Genomic DNA, 18,258 nt, shown 5'->3' on the forward strand with positions numbered 1-18,258 from the left:
GCGAACGGAACGACGGGGGATCGATGAGCCTGACGAGACTGGCCGTGAAGGCCGCGCTGACGCTGGGGGCCGGCACCGCGCTGGCGTTCCTGGGGCAGGCTGCGGCGAACGCCGACGGCTTCGACAGCGCCGGGTCGTCGTGCGGCGGCGGCAGCTACTGCGTGCAGGTGACCTACACCGGCACGGCCGCCCCGAGCGGCGGTGGCGGTGGATCGGTGGTCGCGAGCGTCCCGCCGATCTGCTGGTACGAGCCCTGGATGGACCCCGACGCGGCCCTCAAGGAGGTCCGCGAGATGTGGAACACGCCGCACCACTCGGGCAAGGAGTACGTCGCCGGCTACGGCTCGGTCGACCGCTACGAGGAGGCCAAGAAGAACGCTCCCGAGGGGAGCATGTGGTACCTCCTCAAGTGCTCCGTGAGCATGTCCGACGACCGCGTGGGCGAGTACGCCGGCATCGCGCTGAAGTATCCCGACGACCTCGGGTTCATCCCCAACTACACGACCCTGGTGGGCCCGGGTGGCGAGCCGCCGGCCCCGGCCGTCGACGTCGAGGTGCTGCGTGACGCGGCCTACGACTCCATGGACATCCCGGAGCCCGAGATCAACCGCAACCCCGAGGTCACCGGGTCCGGCGCGACCCTGGTCAACCTCGACACGATGTTCTGGGCCGACGGCTACGCCGACACCTGGGACATCACCGCCAGAGTCGGTCCGGTCTCCGCGACCGTCGTCGCCGAGGCCCAGGACTTCGTGCTGACCTCGCCGGCCGGCGGGCAGACCTGCACCTACGAGCAGTTCACGACGCCGTACGCCGGTGGCAGCGACACCTCCGGCGGCTGCGCGTTCCCGTTCACCCGCGCCTCGCTCGGGTACGACAGCGGGTTCCCGGTGCTGGCGACGGCCACCTGGGGCGCCACGTGGACCGGCACGCCGGCGCCGACGGCGCCACAGGGACTCCCGCCGGTGACGACGAGCACCACGGTCGACGTTCCCGTCTCGGAGTCGCAGGCGCTGGTTCGCAACGTCTCCTGAACGGGTAACCTCCGGGGAGTGCTACGACCCGACCACCTCGCGCATCTCGAGCGTGCCGTCACGGCCGCGCGCGACGAGCTGGTCGACCTGCGGCGCGACCTGCACGCCCACCCGGAGCTCGCGTGGGAGGAGGAGCGCAGCACCGCGCTCGTCGCCAAGCGGCTCGACGAGCAGGGCATCCGGGTGCGGATGCTCCCTCGCAGCGGACTGATCGCCGAGATCGGGAAGCGTGAGGGCCCGGCGGTCGCGCTCCGCGCCGACCTCGACGCCCTCCCGGTCGAGGACCGCAGCGGCGAGCCGTGGGCCAGCACGGTCCCCGGCGTCGCGCACGCCTGCGGCCACGACGTGCACACCGCCGCACTCGTGGGTGCCGGGCTCGCCCTGGCCGAGCTCGACCAGGCCGGAGAGCTGCCCGGCCGGGTGCGGCTGCTCTTCCAGCCGGCCGAGGAGATCATGCCCGGCGGTGCCCTGGAGCTGATCGCCGGCGGCGCGCTGGACGACGTCGTGCACGTCTTCGGCCTGCACTGCGACCCGTCCGTCGACGTCGGCGAGGTCGGCCTCCGCGAGGGACCGATCACCGGCGCGGCCGACGCGCTCACCATCCGGCTGTCCGGGCGCGGCGGCCACACTTCCCGCCCGCACCTCACCGAGGACCTCACCTACGCGGTCGGCAAGCTCGTCACCGAGCTGCCCGGCGCCCTGTCGCGTCGCCTCGACCCGCGCGCCGGCGCCAGCCTGGTCTGGGGCATGGTCCGGGCCGGCTCCGCCAAGAACGTCATCCCCGCCAGCGGCGAGGTCGCCGGCACCCTGCGCATGCTCGACGCGGTCGCCTGGGCGGACGCCGAGGACCTCGTCCGCGAGCTGATCGCCCACATCCTCGCGCCGTACGGCGTGGGCGCCGAGATCACCTACGTCCGGGGTGTGCCGCCGGTCGTCAACGAGACGGTGTCCACCGCGCTGCTGGCGGGCGCCGTGTCCTCCGTGCTCGGCCCGACCGGGCTGGTCTCGACGCCGCAGAGCCTCGGCGGGGAGGACTTCGCCTGGTACGTCGAGTCCGTGCCCGGCGCCATGGGCCGGCTCGGCACCCGCACGCCAGGCGGGCACACCTACGACCTTCACCAGGGCGACCTCGTGGTCGACGAGCGGTCCGTCGCCGTCGGCGCCAAGGTGCTCGCCGCGGTGGCGCTCACGACCCTGGACGCATGACCACCGTCACCGGTCCGGGAGGCCTTGTGGCGCCTGGGGTCACCGCTCGGTAACACTTCCCTCCGGCGGCTCGTTTTTTGCTGAGGTGTCCGGGTTCAGGCACTAGGGTGACCCCTGATTTCGGCGCCTAATAGGTGGCGCAGCAACCATGAGGAGGCATCTTGCGTCGCCTGACCAAGATCGCAGCAGCATCCGCAGTCCTGAGCCTCGCGCTCACGGCCTGCGCCAACGACAGTGACACGGCGGCCGAGGACGACCTCTGCGGCGGCGGCGGCGACGGGCCCAACGTCGGCCTCGCCTACGACGTCGGTGGTCGCGGCGACCAGTCGTTCAACGACGCCGCCGCGCGCGGCATGGAGCAGGCCAAGGAGGAGCTCGGCGCGACCTGCACCGAGGCCCAGGCCCAGGACGGCGAGCCCGAGTCGGCCCGCGAGGACCGCCTCCGCACCCTGGCCGAGGACGGTCACGACCCGATCATCGGCACCGGCTTCGCCTACAGCCTGGCGGTCGACGCGGTCGCCCCGGACTTCCCGGACACCAGCTTCGGCGTGGTCGACGGCTTCGACCCGACCGGTGACGAGGCCAACGACAACGTCGCCTACCTCGGCTTCGCCGAGAACGAGGGCTCCTTCCTCGTCGGCGTCGCGGCCGCGCTCAAGACCCAGACCGACCACGTCGGCTTCGTCGGTGGCGTGCACAACGACCTGATCAAGAAGTTCGAGGCCGGCTACACCGCGGGTGTCGAGGCCGTGAACCCCGACATCACGGTCGACGTCACCTATATCGAGGAGGAGGACCTCTCCGGGTTCGCCGACCCGGCCGGTGGCAAGGCCGCCGCCGCGGCGATGTACGAGAACGGCGCGGACATCGTCTACCACGCCTCCGGCGGCTCGGGCTCCGGTGTCTTCGACGCCGCGGTCGAGGCCGGCGACGACATGTGGGCCATCGGTGTCGACTCCGACCAGTACCTCACCGCGTCGGACGACCAGAAGGAGCACATCCTCACCTCGATGCTGAAGCGCGTCGACACGGCGACCTTCAACGAGATCAAGTCGGTCGCCGACGACAAGCCGCTGTCCTCGTACCAGTCCTACGACCTGGCCGCCGACGGTGTCGGCTACTCGACCTCGGGTGGCTACATCGACGACATCAAGGACCAGATCGACGAGTGGGCCGAGAAGATCAAGAGCGGCGAGGTGGAGGTCCCGTCGACCGTCAAGTGACGGCCTGACGGACCCGCACGGCATGACACACGGGCCCGGGGCCACGCGATAGCGTGTGGCCCCGGGCCTGTCCCATGGACAGGGAGCCCCGTGATCGGGGAGCGCAGGCGGGGGAGCACAACGACGTGCAACGAGAGGGAAGCCCGTGACGGCCACCGACACCGAACCCGGCGCCACCCACGCGACCGACGCCGTCCGCGTCCGCGGGGTCGGCAAGCGGTTCCCCGGCGTCATCGCCAACCACGACGTCGACATCACCATCCGCAGCGGCACCGTGCACGCGCTGATCGGGGAGAACGGCGCCGGCAAGTCCACGCTGATGAAGATCCTGTACGGCGTGCAGAAGCCCGACGAGGGCACGCTGACCGTCAACGGCAAGGACGTCTCGTTCTCCTCGCCCACCGACGCGATCGCCCAGGGCATCGGCATGGTGTTCCAGCACTTCATGCTGGCCGACAACCTCACCGTGCTCGAGAACGTCGTGCTGGGCGCCGAGAAGATGTACGGCATCGGTGACAAGGCCCGGGCCGAGATCGTCCGCATCTCCCAGGCCTACGGCTTCGGCCTCGACCCCGACGAGCTCGTCGAGGACCTCGGCGTCGGTGAGCGACAGCGGGTCGAGATCCTCAAGGTGCTCTACCGCGGCGCCAAGATCATCATCCTCGACGAGCCGACCGCCGTGCTCGTGCCGCAGGAGGTGGACGCGCTCTTCGCCAACCTGCGCGAGCTCAAGGCGCAGGGCAACACGATCCTGTTCATCTCCCACAAGCTCGACGAGGTCCTCGCGATCGCCGACGACATCACCGTCATGCGGCGCGGCACCACGGTGGGGGAGGCGAAGCCCCAGGGCGCCACCAAGCGCCAGCTCGCCGAGCTGATGGTCGGCTCCGAGCTCCCCTCGCCCGAGACCGAGGAGTCGACGGTCACCGACCAGGTCCTCCTCGAGGTCGTCGACCTGACCCTGCACGACTCGTTCGGCCGCGCCCTGCTCTCCGACATCGACCTGACGATCAGGAAGGGTGAGGTCGTCGGGATCGCCGGCGTCGAGGGCAACGGCCAGGCCGAGCTCGTCGAGGCGATCATGGGCATGCGCAAGCCCAGCGCCGGCAGGATCTCCGTCGGCGGCCAGGACATCAGCCACTGGGACACCCGCGAGCGCCGCGGGGCCGGGATCGGCTACATCCCCGAGGATCGCCACCGGCACGGCCTCCTCCTCGACGCCCCGCTCTGGGAGAACCGCGTGCTCGGCTTCCAGGACCGCCCTCCGGCGGTGAAGGGCATCATGATCGACCGCGGAGCGGCCCGCGAGGACACCGAACGCATCGTCCGGGAGTACGACGTCCGCACCCCCGGGATCGACACCGCTGCCCGGGCGCTCTCCGGCGGCAACCAGCAGAAGCTGATCGTGGGCCGCGAGATGAGCGGCGACCCGGTCCTGCTGATTGCCGCCCACCCGACCCGCGGTGTCGACGTCGGGGCGCAGGCCGCGATCTGGGAGCACATCAAGCGGGCCCGCCGCCAGGGACTCGCGGTGCTGCTGGTCTCGGCCGACCTCGACGAGCTGATCGGACTGTCCGACCGGATCGAGGTGATCCTGCGCGGTCGGTTGGTCGGCGAGTTCGACCCGAAGCAGATCACCCCGCAGGACCTGGGCTCCGCGATGACCGGTGGCCATGACGACGAGACGGAGGCGCAGCAGTGACCCCGCTGAGGAAGGCCGTCGGTTCGCTGGTGGCGCCGCTGGTGGCCGTGGTCGCGGCCATGCTGATCACCAGCGTGGTCGTGGCCCTGTCCGGCAGCAGCCCGATGGAGTTCTGGCAGATCATCTTCGAGCCGCCGGCCGACCGCGTCTACGTCAACATCGTCAACCAGTCGTCGATGATCTTCCTGTCCGCTCTCGCGGCGGCCATCGGCTTCCGGATGAACCTGTTCAACATCGGCGTCGAGGGCCAGTACCAGATGGCCTCCTACGTCTCCGCCGTCGTCGTCGGCGCCGCCTTCGTCCCGGGCCCGCTCAACGTGGTGCTGGGCCTGGTCGTCGCCGTCGTGACCGGCGCGCTCTGGGCCGGCATCGCCGGTGTCCTCAAGGTGACCCGCGGCGTCAGCGAGGTCATCTCGACGATCATGCTCAACGCGATCGCGGGCACCCTCGTCGGCTACTTCATGAGCACCTACGGCATCCGCACGGGCAACGCCCGGCAGACCGCGACGATCCCCGAGAGCAGCCGCGTCCCGGGCTTCACACCGTTCCTGGAACGTGACGGTGCGATCTGGTCGTTGGTCCTGATCGCGGTCCTGGCCGGCATCGCGTTCTCGTTCGTGCTCAACCGCACCCGGTTCGGCTTCGACCTGCGCGCCACGGGCATGTCGGAGACCGCGGCCGTCGCGTCCGGCGTCAAGGTCAGCCGGATGATCGTGATCTCGATGCTGATCTCCGGCGGCATCGCCGGACTGATCTGGATGCCCGCCTTCTTCGGGTCGGCGTACAGCTACGGCACCGCCTACCAGGCCGGCCTCGGCTTCACCGGCATCGCCGTCGCGCTGCTGGGCCGCAACCGGCCGCTCGGCATCATGTTCGGCGCGCTGCTGTTCGCCTTCCTCAACGAGCAGTCCAACCGCTTGACGCTCAACAGCGACATCTCGCAGAACGTCGTGCTGATCACCCAGGGCGTCATCGTGCTCGCGGTGGTCGTCGCCTACGAGGTCGTGCGCCGTCGCCAGGCGGCCGCCGAGCAGCGTGCGGTCACCCAGAAGCTGCAGGCCGAACCGCGAGGTTCCGGCACCGGCCCCTCTGACACCACGGAGGTGAAGGCATGAGCCAGACGGCCACCTCGACCGGCACGCCCGGCGCCGCTCCCCAGGAGCCGCGCGCGGCCCGGTTCTCCTACTTCTGGCTGCTGCTGGCGCTGGGCGCCATCGTCACGGTCTCGGCCGTCCGGCTGATCACCGGCCAGGACCAGCTCGACTCGTCGGGCAGCCTCCGCGCGGCGATCCTGGCCACCTGCCCGATCCTGATGGCCGCGATCGGCGGCATGTGGAGCGAGCGCGCCGGCGTCGTCAACATCGGCCTCGAGGGTCAGATGATCCTGGGCACCTGGGGCGCGGCGTACTTCACCTACTACTACGGCCCGTGGGTCGGGATCCTCGGCGCCGCGCTGATGGGTGCCGTCGGGGGCGCGCTGCACGCGCTCGCCACCGTCACCTTCGGGGTCGACCACATCGTCAGCGGTGTGGCGGTCAACATCATCGGCCTCGGTGCCGCGGCGTTCCTGGCCGAGGCCTACTTCACGGGACTGCCCGGCGGTGGCCCCCGGCAGCTCAGCGGCCTCGACCGGCCGCTGTCCATCACCGTGCCGGGGCTCGCCGACGGGGCCGAGTCGCTGTCGGACAAGGGCTGGTTCTTCGTCAGCGACGTCGCGTCGCTCGTGTCCGCGCTGAGCACCAACCTCAGCATCCTGACGGTGCTCGTCTTCGCCCTGGTCGGGGTGAGCGGGTGGGTGCTGTGGCGCACGAGCTTCGGCCTGCGGCTGCGCTCGTGCGGCGAGAACCCCCAGGCCTCGGAGTCCCTGGGCGTCAACGTGATCCTCTACAAGTGGATCGCGGTCGTGGTCTCCGGCGCGCTGGCCGGCGTCGGCGGCGGCTTCCTCGCCCTGGTCGCGTCCAGCGGGTTCGTGACCGGCCAGACCGGTGGCCGCGGCTACATCGGCCTCGCCGCGATGATCTTCGGCAACTGGCGTCCGGGCGGCATCCTCGCCGGCTCCCTCATGTTCGGCTACACCGACAGCCTTCCGCTGCGCTCCGCCGACACCATCCACGCGCTGCTGCTGCTCGTCGCGATCGGCCTGTTCGCGCTGGCGATCTGGCGGTTCACCCGCAAGCAGACCCGGCAGGCGATCGTGTTCGGCGTCATCGGCCTGCTGTTCCTGGTGTGGTTCCTCACCACCGACCAGGTGCCGCGGGAGTTCACCGGCATGACGCCGTACATCGCGACCCTGCTGGTCCTTGCCTTCTCCGCCCAGCGGCTGCGGATGCCCAAGGCCGACGGCCAGGTCTACCGCAAGGGCAGCGCTGGATGAGCGCGGCCGACTTCACCCAGCAGGACTGGGAGGAGCTCAAGGCGCAGGCCGTCGAGGTCATGCAGCGCGCCTACGCGCCGTACTCCCGCTACAAGGTCGGCGCGGCCGCCCGGGTCGACGACGGCCGGGTGGTCGTGGGCTGCAACGTCGAGAACGCCGCGTACGGCGTGGGCCTGTGCGCGGAGTGCGGGATGGTCTCGTCGCTGCACGCCACCGGCGGCGGCCGGCTCACCCACGCGGTGTGCGTCGACGGCCGCGGCGCGGTGATCATGCCGTGCGGCCGGTGCCGCCAGGTGCTGTTCGAGAACGGCGGGCCCGACCTGCTGCTCTGGACCGTCTCGGGCGTCAAGCCGATGAGCGAGGTGCTCCCTGATGCCTTCGGTCCCGATGCGCTCGACAACGCTTGACCTGAGCGCTCCGGCCTTCGTCGCCGACCCCTACCCGTTCCTCGCCGAGGAGCGCGCGCAGGGACCGGTCGCCTGGCACGAGGCGTCGGGGATGTACCTCACCTTCGACCACGCCGCGGCCGGGGCCGTGCTCCGCGACCGTCGGCTCGGCCGGATCTGGAGGGACAGGGAGCCGGCGGCGTACCTCGAGCCGTTCAACCTGCTCCACCGGCACCAGATGATGGAGAACGAGCCGCCCGAGCACACCCGGATGCGCCGGCTCGTCTCGTCCGCGTTCAACCGCGGCCACGTGGAGCGGCTGCGGCCGCGGGTCCGTGAGCTCGCCGCGGGACTTCTCGCCGAGGTCGACCCGGACGGCTTCGACGTGATCGGGCAGTACGCCGAACCGCTGCCCGTGCTGGTGATCGCCGAGCTCCTCGGCGTCCCGGCCGCGCTCGCGCCCGACCTGCGCGACTGGTCCCAGGCCATCGTGAAGATGTACGAGGTCGCACCCAGCGAGGCCGTCGTCGCCGCGGCCGTCCGGGCAGCCACCGACTTCGCCGCGACCGTGCGCGAGGTGGCTCGCGAGCGTGCCGCCGACCCGCGTGACGACCTGGTGTCCGACCTCGTCCGCGGCGGCGGGCTGAGCGAGGACGAGGTCGTCGCGTCCGCGGTGCTGCTGCTCAACGCCGGCCACGAGGCGTCCGTCAACGTGTTCGGCAACGGCCTCGCGGCGATGCTGCGTGCCGGGGTCCGCCCGCCCGGCGACACGGCCGACGAGGTGGCGACGTGCGTCGAGGAGATGCTGCGCTTTGACTCCGCGCTCCAGCTGTTCGAGCGCACCGCGACCGCCGAGGTCGAGGTGGCGGGCGTGAGGGTCGAGCCCGGCCGGAAGATCGCCGCGCTGCTCGGCGCGGCCAACCGCGACCCGGCGGTCTTCGACGACGCCGACACGTTCCGGGCCGACCGCGACCCCAACCCGCACCTGGCGTTCGGGGCCGGCGTGCACTTCTGCCTCGGGGCGCCCCTGGCGCGGATGGAGCTGGTCGAGTCCCTCGGCCACCTCCTGCGCACCGTCCCCCACCTGACCCTCGCGGCCGAGCCCGAGCCCCGGGGTACCTTCGTGCTCCGCGGCTACCACCGCGTCACGGTTTCGGGGACCATGACCAACCCCACGACAAGCGAGGGAGACCGATGAGCGAGGCGCACGACGCCGTCGAGGTGATCATCGCCAAGCGCGGCAGGAGCGAGCTGACCGACGCGCAGATCGACTGGGTGGTGGACGCCTACACCCGCGGTGTCGTCGCCGACGAGCAGATGTCGGCGCTGGCGATGGCGATCCTGCTCAACGGCATGAACCGCCGCGAGATCTCCCGCTGGACCGCCGCGATGATCGCGTCGGGGGAGCGGATGGACTTCTCCTCGCTGTCGCGGCCGACCGCCGACAAGCACTCCACGGGCGGAGTCGGCGACAAGATCACGCTGCCGCTCGCGCCGCTCGTCGCCGCCTGCGGGGTCGCCGTCCCCCAGCTGTCCGGACGCGGCCTCGGCCACACCGGCGGCACCCTCGACAAGCTGGAGTCCGTGCCGGGCTGGCGCGCCGACCTCACCAACCAGGAGATGCTCGACCAGCTCGAGGACGTCGGCGCGGTCATCTGCGCCGCCGGCGCCGGTCTCGCCCCCGCCGACAAGAAGCTCTACGCCCTGCGCGACGTCACCGGCACCGTCGAGGCGATCCCGCTGATCGCCAGCTCGATCATGAGCAAGAAGATCGCCGAGGGCACCGGCACGCTCGTGCTCGACGTCAAGGTGGGCACCGGCGCCTTCATGAAGGACGAGGCCACCGCGCGGGAGCTCGCGGAGACGATGGTCGCGCTCGGGACGGACGCCGGCGTCACCACCGTCGCGCTGCTGACCGACATGTCGACCCCGCTCGGTCGCACCGCCGGCAACGCGCTCGAGGTCCGGGAGTCCGTCGAGGTGCTGGCCGGCGGCGGCCCCGAGGACGTCGTCGAGCTCACCCTCGCGCTCGCCCGCGAGATGCTCGCCGGCGCCGGCCGCAGCGACGTCGACCCGGCCGACAAGCTCGCCGACGGCTCGGCGATGGACGCCTGGCGACGGATGATCGCGGCCCAGGGCGGCGACCCCGACGCGACGCTGCCGACCGCGCGCGAGACCCACGTCGTCACCGCGGACACGGACGGCGTCGTCACCCGGATGGACGCGATGGCCGTCGGGCTCGCGGCCTGGCGGCTCGGCGCCGGCCGGGCGCGCAAGGAGGACCCGGTGCAGGCCGGGGCCGGCGTCGAGGTCCACGCCCGGCCCGGCGAGCAGGTCACCGCCGGCCAGCCGCTGCTCACGCTGCACACCGACGAGCCCGACCGCTTCGAGCGCGCCCTCGCCTCGCTCGAGGGCGGCGTCGACGTCGGGGACGCGGCGTCGTACACGGCCTCGCCGCTGGTCATCGACCGGGTGGCCCCGTAGCCCTCGGTGCAGATCGGGCGGTCGGGACATAATGGCCAGGACCTGATCCTGGACCGAGCGGGGGACACGTGCGGCTGAGCCTGACGCTCGTCGACGGCAGGAACGGCCGGCCGGTCGACGCCCTCGTCGACTTCGACACCTCCCAGCCGGTCGGTGACCTGGTGCCCGCGCTGGTGCGGCTGCTGGGGGAGCAGGTGCACGACTCGTTCGCGCGCCGCGTGCCCGTCTGGGTCGACGGCGAGGAGGTCGAGCCGCAGACCCCGGCCGGCGCGGCGGGGGTGCACAGCGGTGCCGTGCTCAGCCTGTTCGAGCCCGCCGACCGGGTCGCGCGCACCGCGCCCGCCGGCGTCGCCGAGCTGCGGGTCGTGTCCGGGCCCGGCGCCGGCCGGATCCACCGGCTGCCGCTCGGGGAGACGGTCGTCGGCAACGGGGCGACCGGCTGGTCGCTGCCCGACCTGCGGCTGCCGTCGAAGGCGCTGACGCTGGCCGTCGGCGCCGACGGCTCGGTCACCGTCACCCCCGCGAGCGGGTTCGCCGTGGAGCTCGACGGCACGGAGGTCGAGGAGGGCGGCGCCGACTGGCCGGTCGGCGGCTACCTCGCCGCCGGCGGGACGGTCCTGGTGCGCGCGGAGGTGGGCGAGCCCGCCGCTGACGTCGAGGCTCGTCCCGACGAGGCGCTGGTCGACTTCAACCGGCCGCCGCGCATGCTGCCGCCGGACCGCGAGCGCAGCTTCCACCTGCCCGACCCGCCGCAGGAGCTGCGCAAGCGCCCGATCCCCTGGGTGATGGTCGTCGTACCCCTCGTCGTCGCGATGCCGATGGCGTACATCTTCGGCCCACGGATGCTGGTCTTCGCGCTGCTGTCGCCGGTGATGATCCTGGCCAACTTCTTCAGCGACCGGAAGAACAACCGCAAGGACGTCAAGGAGCGTCAGCAGAAGTACGACGAGACGCTCGCCTCCGTCACCGAGCGGATCGAGGCCGGACTGCTCGCCGAGCAGGCGGAGCGCCGGCTCTCGTGCCCCGACCCCGCCACGATGCTGATGCAGGCGATCGGCCCGGGGGCGCGCCTCTGGGAGCGCCGGCACAACGACCCCGACTACCTGCGGCTGCGCGTCGGCCTCGGTGAGCTGCCCGCGAGCATCAAGGTCGAGGAGCGCCGCGACAAGACCGACGCGGAGGCCGCGCCGCGCACGCTCGACCTGGTGCCGGTCTGGCTCGACGTCCAGCAGCTCGGCGTCGTCGGCGTGGCCGGCGACCTCGAGACAGCGCCGCCGATCGCGCACTGGATGGTCGCGCAGGCGGCGCTGCTGCACAGCCCGCGCGACGTCCGCATCACCGTGCTGAGCGACGCCGAGGGCGAGAGCGACTGGAGCTGGGTGCGGTGGCTCCCGCACGCCCGCATCGGCGGGGACCCCGAGGCGCTCGCGCTCGGCACCCAGCAGGACTCCGTGGGCCGTCGCCTCGCCGAGCTGACCGCGCTGGTCGAGCAGCGGCAGGCCAACATCCGCGACAAGGTGCGCGCCACGCCCGACGTGCTCGTCGTGCTCGACGGCGCGCGGCGGCTGCGCACCCTCCCCGCCGTCGTCGACCTGCTCCGCCGCGGCCCGGCCGTCGGCGTGATGGTGCTGTGCGTCGAGGACGAGGTCCGGCAGCTCCCCGAGGAGTGCCGCGCGGTCGTCGCCTGCGCGGCGGGCGAGATACGGATCCAGGAGACCGCGTCGGAGGGCACGGCCGGCATCACGCCGGACCTGGTCGAGGTCCCCTGGTGCGAGACCGTCGCCCGCGCCCTCTCGCCGCTGCGCGACACCACCCCGGAGGAGGAGGCGACCGGCCTGCCTGCCTCCGCGCGCCTGCTCGAGGAGATCAGGCTCGACCCGCCCACGCCCGAAGGCATCGCGCCGCGCTGGCTGCGCGGACGCACGACCGAGGTGGTCGTCGGTGCCGGGTACGACGGCCCGTTCCGGATCGACCTGCGCCGCGACGGCCCGCACGCCCTGATCGCGGGCACCACCGGCTCCGGCAAGTCGGAGTTCCTGCAGACGCTCGTCGCGTCGCTGGCGGTGGCCAACCGGCCCGACGAGCTGACCTTCGTGCTCGTGGACTACAAGGGCGGCTCGGCCTTCAAGGACTGCGCCCGGCTGCCGCACACCGTCGGCATGGTGACCGACCTCGACAACCACCTCGTCGGCCGTGCGCTCGTGTCGCTCGCCGCCGAGCTGCGTCGCCGCGAGCACCTGCTCGCCGTACCGGGGGCGAAGGACCTCGAGGACTACTGGGCGCTGCAGAGGTCTCAGCCCGACCTGCCGGCGATCCCGCGGCTGGTGCTGGTGATCGACGAGTTCGCGAGCATGGTCGCCGAGCTGCCCGACTTCGTCAGCGGCCTGGTGTCGATCGCCCAGCGCGGTCGCTCGCTCGGCATCCACCTCGTGCTCGCGACGCAGCGCCCGAGCGGCGTCGTGTCGGCCGACATCCGCGCCAACACCAACCTCCGCATCTCGCTGCGGGTGACCGACGAGAACGACTCCCGCGACGTCATCGACGCGCCCGACGCCGCGCGGATCCAGAAGAACCAGCCCGGCCGGGCGTTCGTGCGCAGCGGCGCGTCCACGCTGATGCCGTTCCAGAGCGGGCGGGTCGGTGGCCGCAGCCCCGACGCCGACCAGGGGCCGAAGGAGGCGCCGGAGGCGCTGGCCTGGCCGTTGCCGTGGGAGCGGGTCGGCCTGCCCGCGCCGGCCCGGCCCAAGCAGGAGTCGGTGCAGACCGACGAGGCCGACACCGACCTGGCCGCCGTCGTCGACGCCATCGGGACGCTCAACGCCTCGCTGTCCATCCCGCCGCAGCACCGGCCGTGGCTCGACGCGCTGCCGGACCTCGTGCAGGTCGCGGACCTCCCGGCGTTCGCCGTACCGGACACGGGGGAGCACCTTGCCGCGGCGTGGGCGCTGGAGGACCTGCCGGCGCTGCAGGAGCAGCGCGCCAAGACCTTCGAGCTCGGCCGCGACGGGCACCTGTACGTCATCGGCGGCCCGCGCAGCGGCCGCTCGACCGCGATGCGCACGATCGCCGGCGCGCTCGCCGACGAGGTCGGCGTCGAGGACCTGCACGTCTACGGCCTCGACTGCGGCAACGGCGCCCTGCTCGGCCTGTCGAACCTGCCGCACACCGGCGCCGTCGTGAGCCGCACCCAGGTCGACCGGGCCGGCCGGCTGCTCTCGCGGCTGGTCTCGGTCGTGGAGGAGCGGCAGGCGATGCTCGGCGCCGGCGGGTACGCCGACCTCGCCGAGCTGCGCGCCGCGCGGCCCGACGGCGAGAAGCCGCCCTACCTGCTGTTCCTGCTCGACCGCTGGGACGGCTTCGTGTCCTCGCTCGGGGAGGTCGACAGCGGACGGATGACCGACCAGGTCATGGCGCTGCTGCGTGATGGCACCAGCGTCGGGCTGCACGTGGTCCTGTCAGGCGACCGCACGCTGGTGACCGGCCGGATGTCGACGCTCGTGGACAACCGGGTGGTGCTGCGACTCTCGGACCGCGCCGACTTCGGCGCCGTCGGCATCCCGCCGAAGGAGGTCCCGGACACGCTCGTCGACGGCCGCGCGCTCACCCCCGACCCGGTCGTCGAGTCGCAGGTGGCCGTGCTGTCCTCGGACATCTCCGGGGCCGGCCAGAACACCGCGCTGCGCGACATCGCCGCCCGGCACGCCGACCGGGACGCCGCCGTACCTCGGGAGCGCAGGCCGTTCCGCCTCGAGGAGATGCCCGCCGTCGCGCCGCTCGACGACGCCGTCCTCGCCGCGCTGGCCGCGCAGGCCGACCGGATCGCGGCCGGTGTGATCCCGGTCGGCCTCGGCGGCGACGACCTGCTGCCGGTCGGCCTGGACCTGTCGGGTACCGCGGTCGCCGTACTCGCGGGGCCCCCGAAGGCCGGCCGCACCAACACCCTCCGGTTCGTCGCGCGCGCCGTCCGCGCGGCCGGGCAGCCCGTGCTCGCGTTGTGCCCGATGGCCAACGCCCTCTCCCGCGACCTCGGTGACGACGCACTGCTCACCGACGGGCTGGAGGAGGCCGACCTGGTCGAGCGGTTCCGGTCGCTGCCCGAGGGCACCGTCGTGCTGGTCGACGACGCCGAGATGCTCAAGGAGGGCCCGCTCTCGCAGGCGCTGCTCGCCCTCGTGCAGCAGGCGCGCGGCAAGAAGTGGCGGGTGCTGGTCGCCGGCGCGACCGCCGAGGTCGGCGCGGGCTACAGCGGATGGATCTACGAGGCCCGCAAGTCGCGCCAGGGCTTCCTGATGTCGCCGCAGGGCATGGCCGACGGCGACATCTTCAGCGCCCGGCTGATGCGCAGCAGCCTGGTGCCCCGCGTCCACCCCGGCCGCGGTCTGGTCATCGATCCCGGCGGTGGCCAGGTCCAGGTCCAGGTCCCGCTGGTGGAGTGAGCGGCCGGATCCCAGCTGTAACGCGGGGTTATGGACGCTCAACAAGGGAAATTCCACGTGGGAGGCGTCGATGTCGCGTGGGATGTGAGGGTCAGGCGGCCCGGCCGAAGCGGCGGACAGTTGCGGCGTACTCGTCGCCGAGTCGGCGAAGCGCGCGCTTCCGCGCCGCACCGAAGAGGTCGGCCCAGACGACGCGGGACAGCCCGAAACCGCCGTCGATCCCGCGCAGCCAGTCCTCGCGGCGCTTCTCGTCCCACAGCACGTCCTCGACCGGCCGGTCGGCGACACCACCGCGGTCTCGCCCGACGTACTTCACCCGGCCGTCGAACTCGAAGAGGTGTCGGCCCACGCGAAGGTCGACGTACGCCGTTCGATGGCCGTCAGACACGCGGAACTGTGTCTCCGGCACGCCGATGTCGAGCTCGAGGACCATGAGCCGCATCAGGGTCTCGCCGACTGTCTCCGCGCCCCCGTCGGCGATCCGGACCGCGCCGCGGGCCCGCGTGTTGTGCGGCCAGCAGCGGCAGCGCTCGAGCATGGTCGTCAGCTCGTCCCGCGTGGCTCCGAGCCGGAGCGCCGCGTCCGCCGCGACCACGCCGTCCTCGAAGCCGTGGAGGCGGGCCACGTCGACCGCCGTACGCGCCAGCGACGTGACGACGAACCCGTCTCGCTCGGCCAGGTCGAGGTCCTCGAGCCTGGCCCGATGATGGGTGACACCGTTGTCGGTGCGCCCGCCGAGCGCACCCGGCCGGGTGACGTGGTGGAGGCTCAGCCAGTGGGGCCGCAGCGGGACGCCGTGCAGCGCCGCCGCGCTCGTGTGGCTGATCGCGTTCCCGGGTCGCGTCGACAGGACGATCGCGTGCACGCCGAGAACGTAGCGCTCGGTCGTGTCCAGACTGTCGAGCAGCACGCGTTCGGCATAGACGCCGTGGCGGAGCACGCACCACTCCCCGCCCGGACGGAGCAGCGTCTTGAGCTGACGTTCTGTGTAGCGGGCCTCACGGGCCTGGGCGCGGGTGAACGCGCCTCCTTGAAGCGCGGCGAGCGCGCGGAGCTCGAGGTGCATGGCTCGACGTTGCACGAGCCGACGACAGCCGTGGGCCCGTGACCCGGCGCATGTGGACGGCGCGCCGTTCGGCGTGGGTGGGGATCGTTGCGGGCGGGGGCGGTGGACGACGAGTCGGGGCGACGGGCGGAGCTTCCCACGTGAGATGGACGCACCCCGCCCGGAATTCCGCTTGCTGAGCGTCCATAACCCCGCGTTACAGCAGATCCGGGGCCGGAACGCGACAGCGCCCCCGGCCGGTCGGCCGGGGGCGCTGTCGCGAAGCGTGGTGAGGCGCTCAGGCCTTGGAGTAGGCCGAGTCGAGGCCCTCGGCGTCGCGCGCGTAGTTGCGCAGCCACTGGGCGAACTCCGGACCGACGGCCATCATCTTGGTCAGCCCGTCGTTCCACTCCGTCCACTTGCCCTGGAAGGTGGCGGAGGCGCCGGGGGTCTGCCAGGCGCCGGTGACCAGGTCCTGCGACTTGGTGTTGGCGGTGCGCTGGGCGTCCTCGAGCTGTCCGACGGTCTTCTCGATCATGTCGGCGGTGGCGATGATGTCGTCGATGCCGATCTTGTGGTCCCCGTGGGCCATTCCTGGTCTCCTTATGATCTTGTGCCTGACGGCCTTGTGTTTACCCTAAGCCGACATTCGGAGCATTGGGAACCAGGCGTGGCGCTGAGATCCCCCGCAAATGCCGCCCTTCGGGCGGGTTCATGCCCGGCCAAGACGGGTAATAAACTGCCGGGCGCAGAGCGGGGGAGAACTCGGACGACCGTGCTCCGGTCCCTTGCCTACATTTCTGGCTACGAGGGAGCGACGGATGAGCACGACCAGCACCGGGGAGACGACCGCGGACCGACAGCGTCTGCGGGCCGCCCGGGGGACCGGCGTAAAGGCCCCCGGCACCGCCAACCGTCTGCCCTCGCCGCCGCGGCAGCGCCGTCCGGCGCTCGCGGCGATCGCCGTGCTGCTGATCGTCGGCGGCGCGCTTGTCGCCGGCCTGCTCGCGATCCGGATGGACAGCCGCGTGCCGATGCTCGCCGCCAAGGTCGACATCGAGCCCGGCGCGGTCATCGAGGCCGACGACCTCACGGTCGTGCAGGTGGCCACCGACGACGGCGACAAGCTGATCCCGGCGGAGTTCGAGGACCAGATCGTCGGCGCCTTCGCGCGGGCCCGCATCTACAAGAACCAGATCCTGGACCAGCGGCTGCTCACCGAGACCGACCCGATCGGCCAGGACCGGGCCGTGGTCAGCATCGTGCTCAGCCCGGCGCTGGCGCCGGACAACCTGCGCGAGGGCGACCTCGTCGAGATCGTGCGCGCCGCGGGCACCAGCGGCGGCGGGGCCGCGGCCGAGCGGCTCACGCGCGGCCTCGTGACGTCGATCAACGAGCCCGACGAGGAGGACCTCGGTGGCGGTGCGGCCGCGAGCGCCAACATCCTGGTCCCGTCCGCCGTGGCGGCCGACGTCATCGACGCGTCCAGCGCCAACGTCGCCGGCATCGCGCTGATCTCCCGCGGCAACACCATCGACGACGTCACGCTCACGGGGTTCTGATGGCCCTGTACGCACTCGCCTCCGCCAAGGGCGCTCCCGGCACGACCGTGACCGCCCTGGCGCTCGCCACCGTGTGGCCGACCGACCCGGTCGTCGCCGACATGGACCCGGCCGGCAGCGACCTCACCTGGTGGTGCCGCACGCGCGAGGGCGACCCGCTCGACGTCAACCGCGGCCTGCTGTCCCTGGGCGCGGGAGTACGGCGCGGCGCGGACGAGGTCGACCTCGACGAGCACCTCCAGGACGTCGACGGTGGCATCCGCGTGCTCGCCGGTGTCGCGTCGCCCGGGCAGGTGGCCGGCCTCGGCGCCGCCTGGAGCGCGATCCCGGCGGTGTACTCCCGCTACCGCTCCGACGTGATCGCCGACTGCGGACGCGTGGTCCCGGGCTCGGCGTCGCTGCCGGTGCTGCAGCGCGCCGACGCCGTGCTGTTCGTCGTGCGGCCGACGATCGAGGGGATGGCCCACCTGCGCGAGCGGCTCAGGTCGCTGCGTGAGGTGCTCGAGACCGGCGCGGGCGGGGTGCCGATCGGCGTCGCCGTCGTGACGTCGTACCGCGACACGCGCTCGGCCCCCGACCTCCAGCAGCTGCTCGACTCGCAGGGCCTTCGGGCGCAGGTGCTCGGCGTCATCGCCGACGACGACCGCGCCGCCGACAGCCTGCGCGGGGTGCGCTGGACCCGTGGGGTGCGCAAGTCGCTGCTGTTCCGCTCGGCCGCCGAGATCGCGGGCGGCCTGCAGGCCCTCGCCGGCAGCCGCTACGCGACGGCCGCCGAGTGAGCACGCGGCAGCCGGACACGACGACGA

Annotated in this window: 14 protein-coding genes; 12 read left to right on the forward strand and 2 right to left on the reverse strand. The window is 72.4% G+C overall.

Annotated features, from left to right (window positions below; translation table 11 throughout):
• Window positions 1–23: 23 nt before the first annotated feature.
• The 10 genes from ETU37_RS07205 (at window position 24) to ETU37_RS07250 (ending at window position 14,845) form a co-directional block, all read left to right on the forward strand.
• Window positions 24–1,034 carry a hypothetical protein gene (locus tag ETU37_RS07205; protein WP_129986574.1) on the forward strand — a complete coding sequence of 337 codons (1,011 nt, stop codon included), beginning with the start codon at window positions 24–26 and terminating at the stop codon, window positions 1,032–1,034.
• Window positions 1,035–1,052: 18 nt separating this feature from the next.
• On the forward strand, window positions 1,053–2,240 hold the full coding sequence (locus tag ETU37_RS07210; protein ID WP_129986575.1) for an amidohydrolase: 1,188 nt from the start codon (window positions 1,053–1,055) through the stop codon (window positions 2,238–2,240).
• Between the two features lie 161 nt (window positions 2,241–2,401).
• A complete protein-coding gene (locus ETU37_RS07215; RefSeq protein ID WP_129986576.1) occupies window positions 2,402–3,463 on the forward strand; it encodes a BMP family lipoprotein in 1,062 nt (353 codons plus the stop codon).
• 145 nt (window positions 3,464–3,608) lie between these two features.
• The gene (locus ETU37_RS07220; RefSeq protein WP_129986577.1) at window positions 3,609–5,165 is read left to right on the forward strand and encodes an ABC transporter ATP-binding protein; all 1,557 of its coding nucleotides are present in this window, start codon (window positions 3,609–3,611) and stop codon (window positions 5,163–5,165) included.
• Window positions 5,162–6,280, forward strand: coding sequence for an ABC transporter permease (locus ETU37_RS07225; RefSeq protein WP_240755598.1), 1,119 nt, complete (start codon window positions 5,162–5,164; stop codon window positions 6,278–6,280). The genes ETU37_RS07220 and ETU37_RS07225 overlap by 4 nt, the downstream gene beginning before the upstream one ends.
• Window positions 6,277–7,539 (forward strand): ABC transporter permease, encoded by a 1,263-nt coding sequence (locus tag ETU37_RS07230; protein WP_129986578.1) that lies wholly within the window; start codon window positions 6,277–6,279, stop codon window positions 7,537–7,539. The genes ETU37_RS07225 and ETU37_RS07230 overlap by 4 nt, the downstream gene beginning before the upstream one ends.
• Window positions 7,536–7,946 (forward strand): cytidine deaminase, encoded by a 411-nt coding sequence (locus tag ETU37_RS07235; RefSeq protein ID WP_129986579.1) that lies wholly within the window; start codon window positions 7,536–7,538, stop codon window positions 7,944–7,946. The genes ETU37_RS07230 and ETU37_RS07235 overlap by 4 nt, the downstream gene beginning before the upstream one ends.
• Complete coding sequence (locus ETU37_RS07240; protein ID WP_129986580.1) at window positions 7,912–9,123, forward strand: cytochrome P450; 1,212 nt, start codon at window positions 7,912–7,914, stop codon at window positions 9,121–9,123. The genes ETU37_RS07235 and ETU37_RS07240 overlap by 35 nt, the downstream gene beginning before the upstream one ends.
• Window positions 9,120–10,409 carry a thymidine phosphorylase gene (locus ETU37_RS07245; protein ID WP_129986581.1) on the forward strand — a complete coding sequence of 430 codons (1,290 nt, stop codon included), beginning with the start codon at window positions 9,120–9,122 and terminating at the stop codon, window positions 10,407–10,409. Before ETU37_RS07240 ends, ETU37_RS07245 begins: the two co-directional genes overlap by 4 nt.
• Before the next feature lie 68 nt (window positions 10,410–10,477).
• Window positions 10,478–14,845, forward strand: a complete 4,368-nt coding sequence (locus ETU37_RS07250) for an FtsK/SpoIIIE domain-containing protein (protein ID WP_129986582.1) — start codon at window positions 10,478–10,480, stop codon at window positions 14,843–14,845.
• A 91-nt stretch (window positions 14,846–14,936) separates the two neighbouring features.
• Here the strand turns inward: ETU37_RS07250 and ETU37_RS07255 are convergent, their stop codons facing one another.
• Window positions 14,937–15,911, reverse strand: coding sequence for a hypothetical protein (locus tag ETU37_RS07255; protein ID WP_129986583.1), 975 nt, complete (start codon window positions 15,909–15,911; stop codon window positions 14,937–14,939).
• Between the two features lie 277 nt (window positions 15,912–16,188).
• Window positions 16,189–16,482 carry a WXG100 family type VII secretion target gene (locus tag ETU37_RS07260; RefSeq protein WP_129986584.1) on the reverse strand — a complete coding sequence of 98 codons (294 nt, stop codon included), beginning with the start codon at window positions 16,480–16,482 and terminating at the stop codon, window positions 16,189–16,191.
• Between the two features lie 229 nt (window positions 16,483–16,711).
• On the opposite strand from ETU37_RS07260, the gene ETU37_RS07265 reads away from it, so the two are divergent.
• Together ETU37_RS07265 and ETU37_RS07270 are read left to right on the forward strand one after the other, a co-directional pair.
• On the forward strand, window positions 16,712–17,452 hold the full coding sequence (locus tag ETU37_RS07265) for an SAF domain-containing protein (RefSeq protein ID WP_165372440.1): 741 nt from the start codon (window positions 16,712–16,714) through the stop codon (window positions 17,450–17,452).
• Window positions 17,452–18,231: a CpaE/TadZ family protein gene (locus ETU37_RS07270; protein ID WP_129986586.1), complete on the forward strand. Its 780-nt coding sequence runs from the start codon at window positions 17,452–17,454 to the stop codon at window positions 18,229–18,231. Before ETU37_RS07265 ends, ETU37_RS07270 begins: the two co-directional genes overlap by 1 nt.
• Window positions 18,232–18,258 lie beyond the last annotated feature (27 nt).

It is taken from the genome of Nocardioides iriomotensis, assembly GCF_004168035.1.
In the GTDB taxonomy this organism is placed as follows: domain Bacteria; phylum Actinomycetota; class Actinomycetes; order Propionibacteriales; family Nocardioidaceae; genus Nocardioides_B; species Nocardioides_B iriomotensis.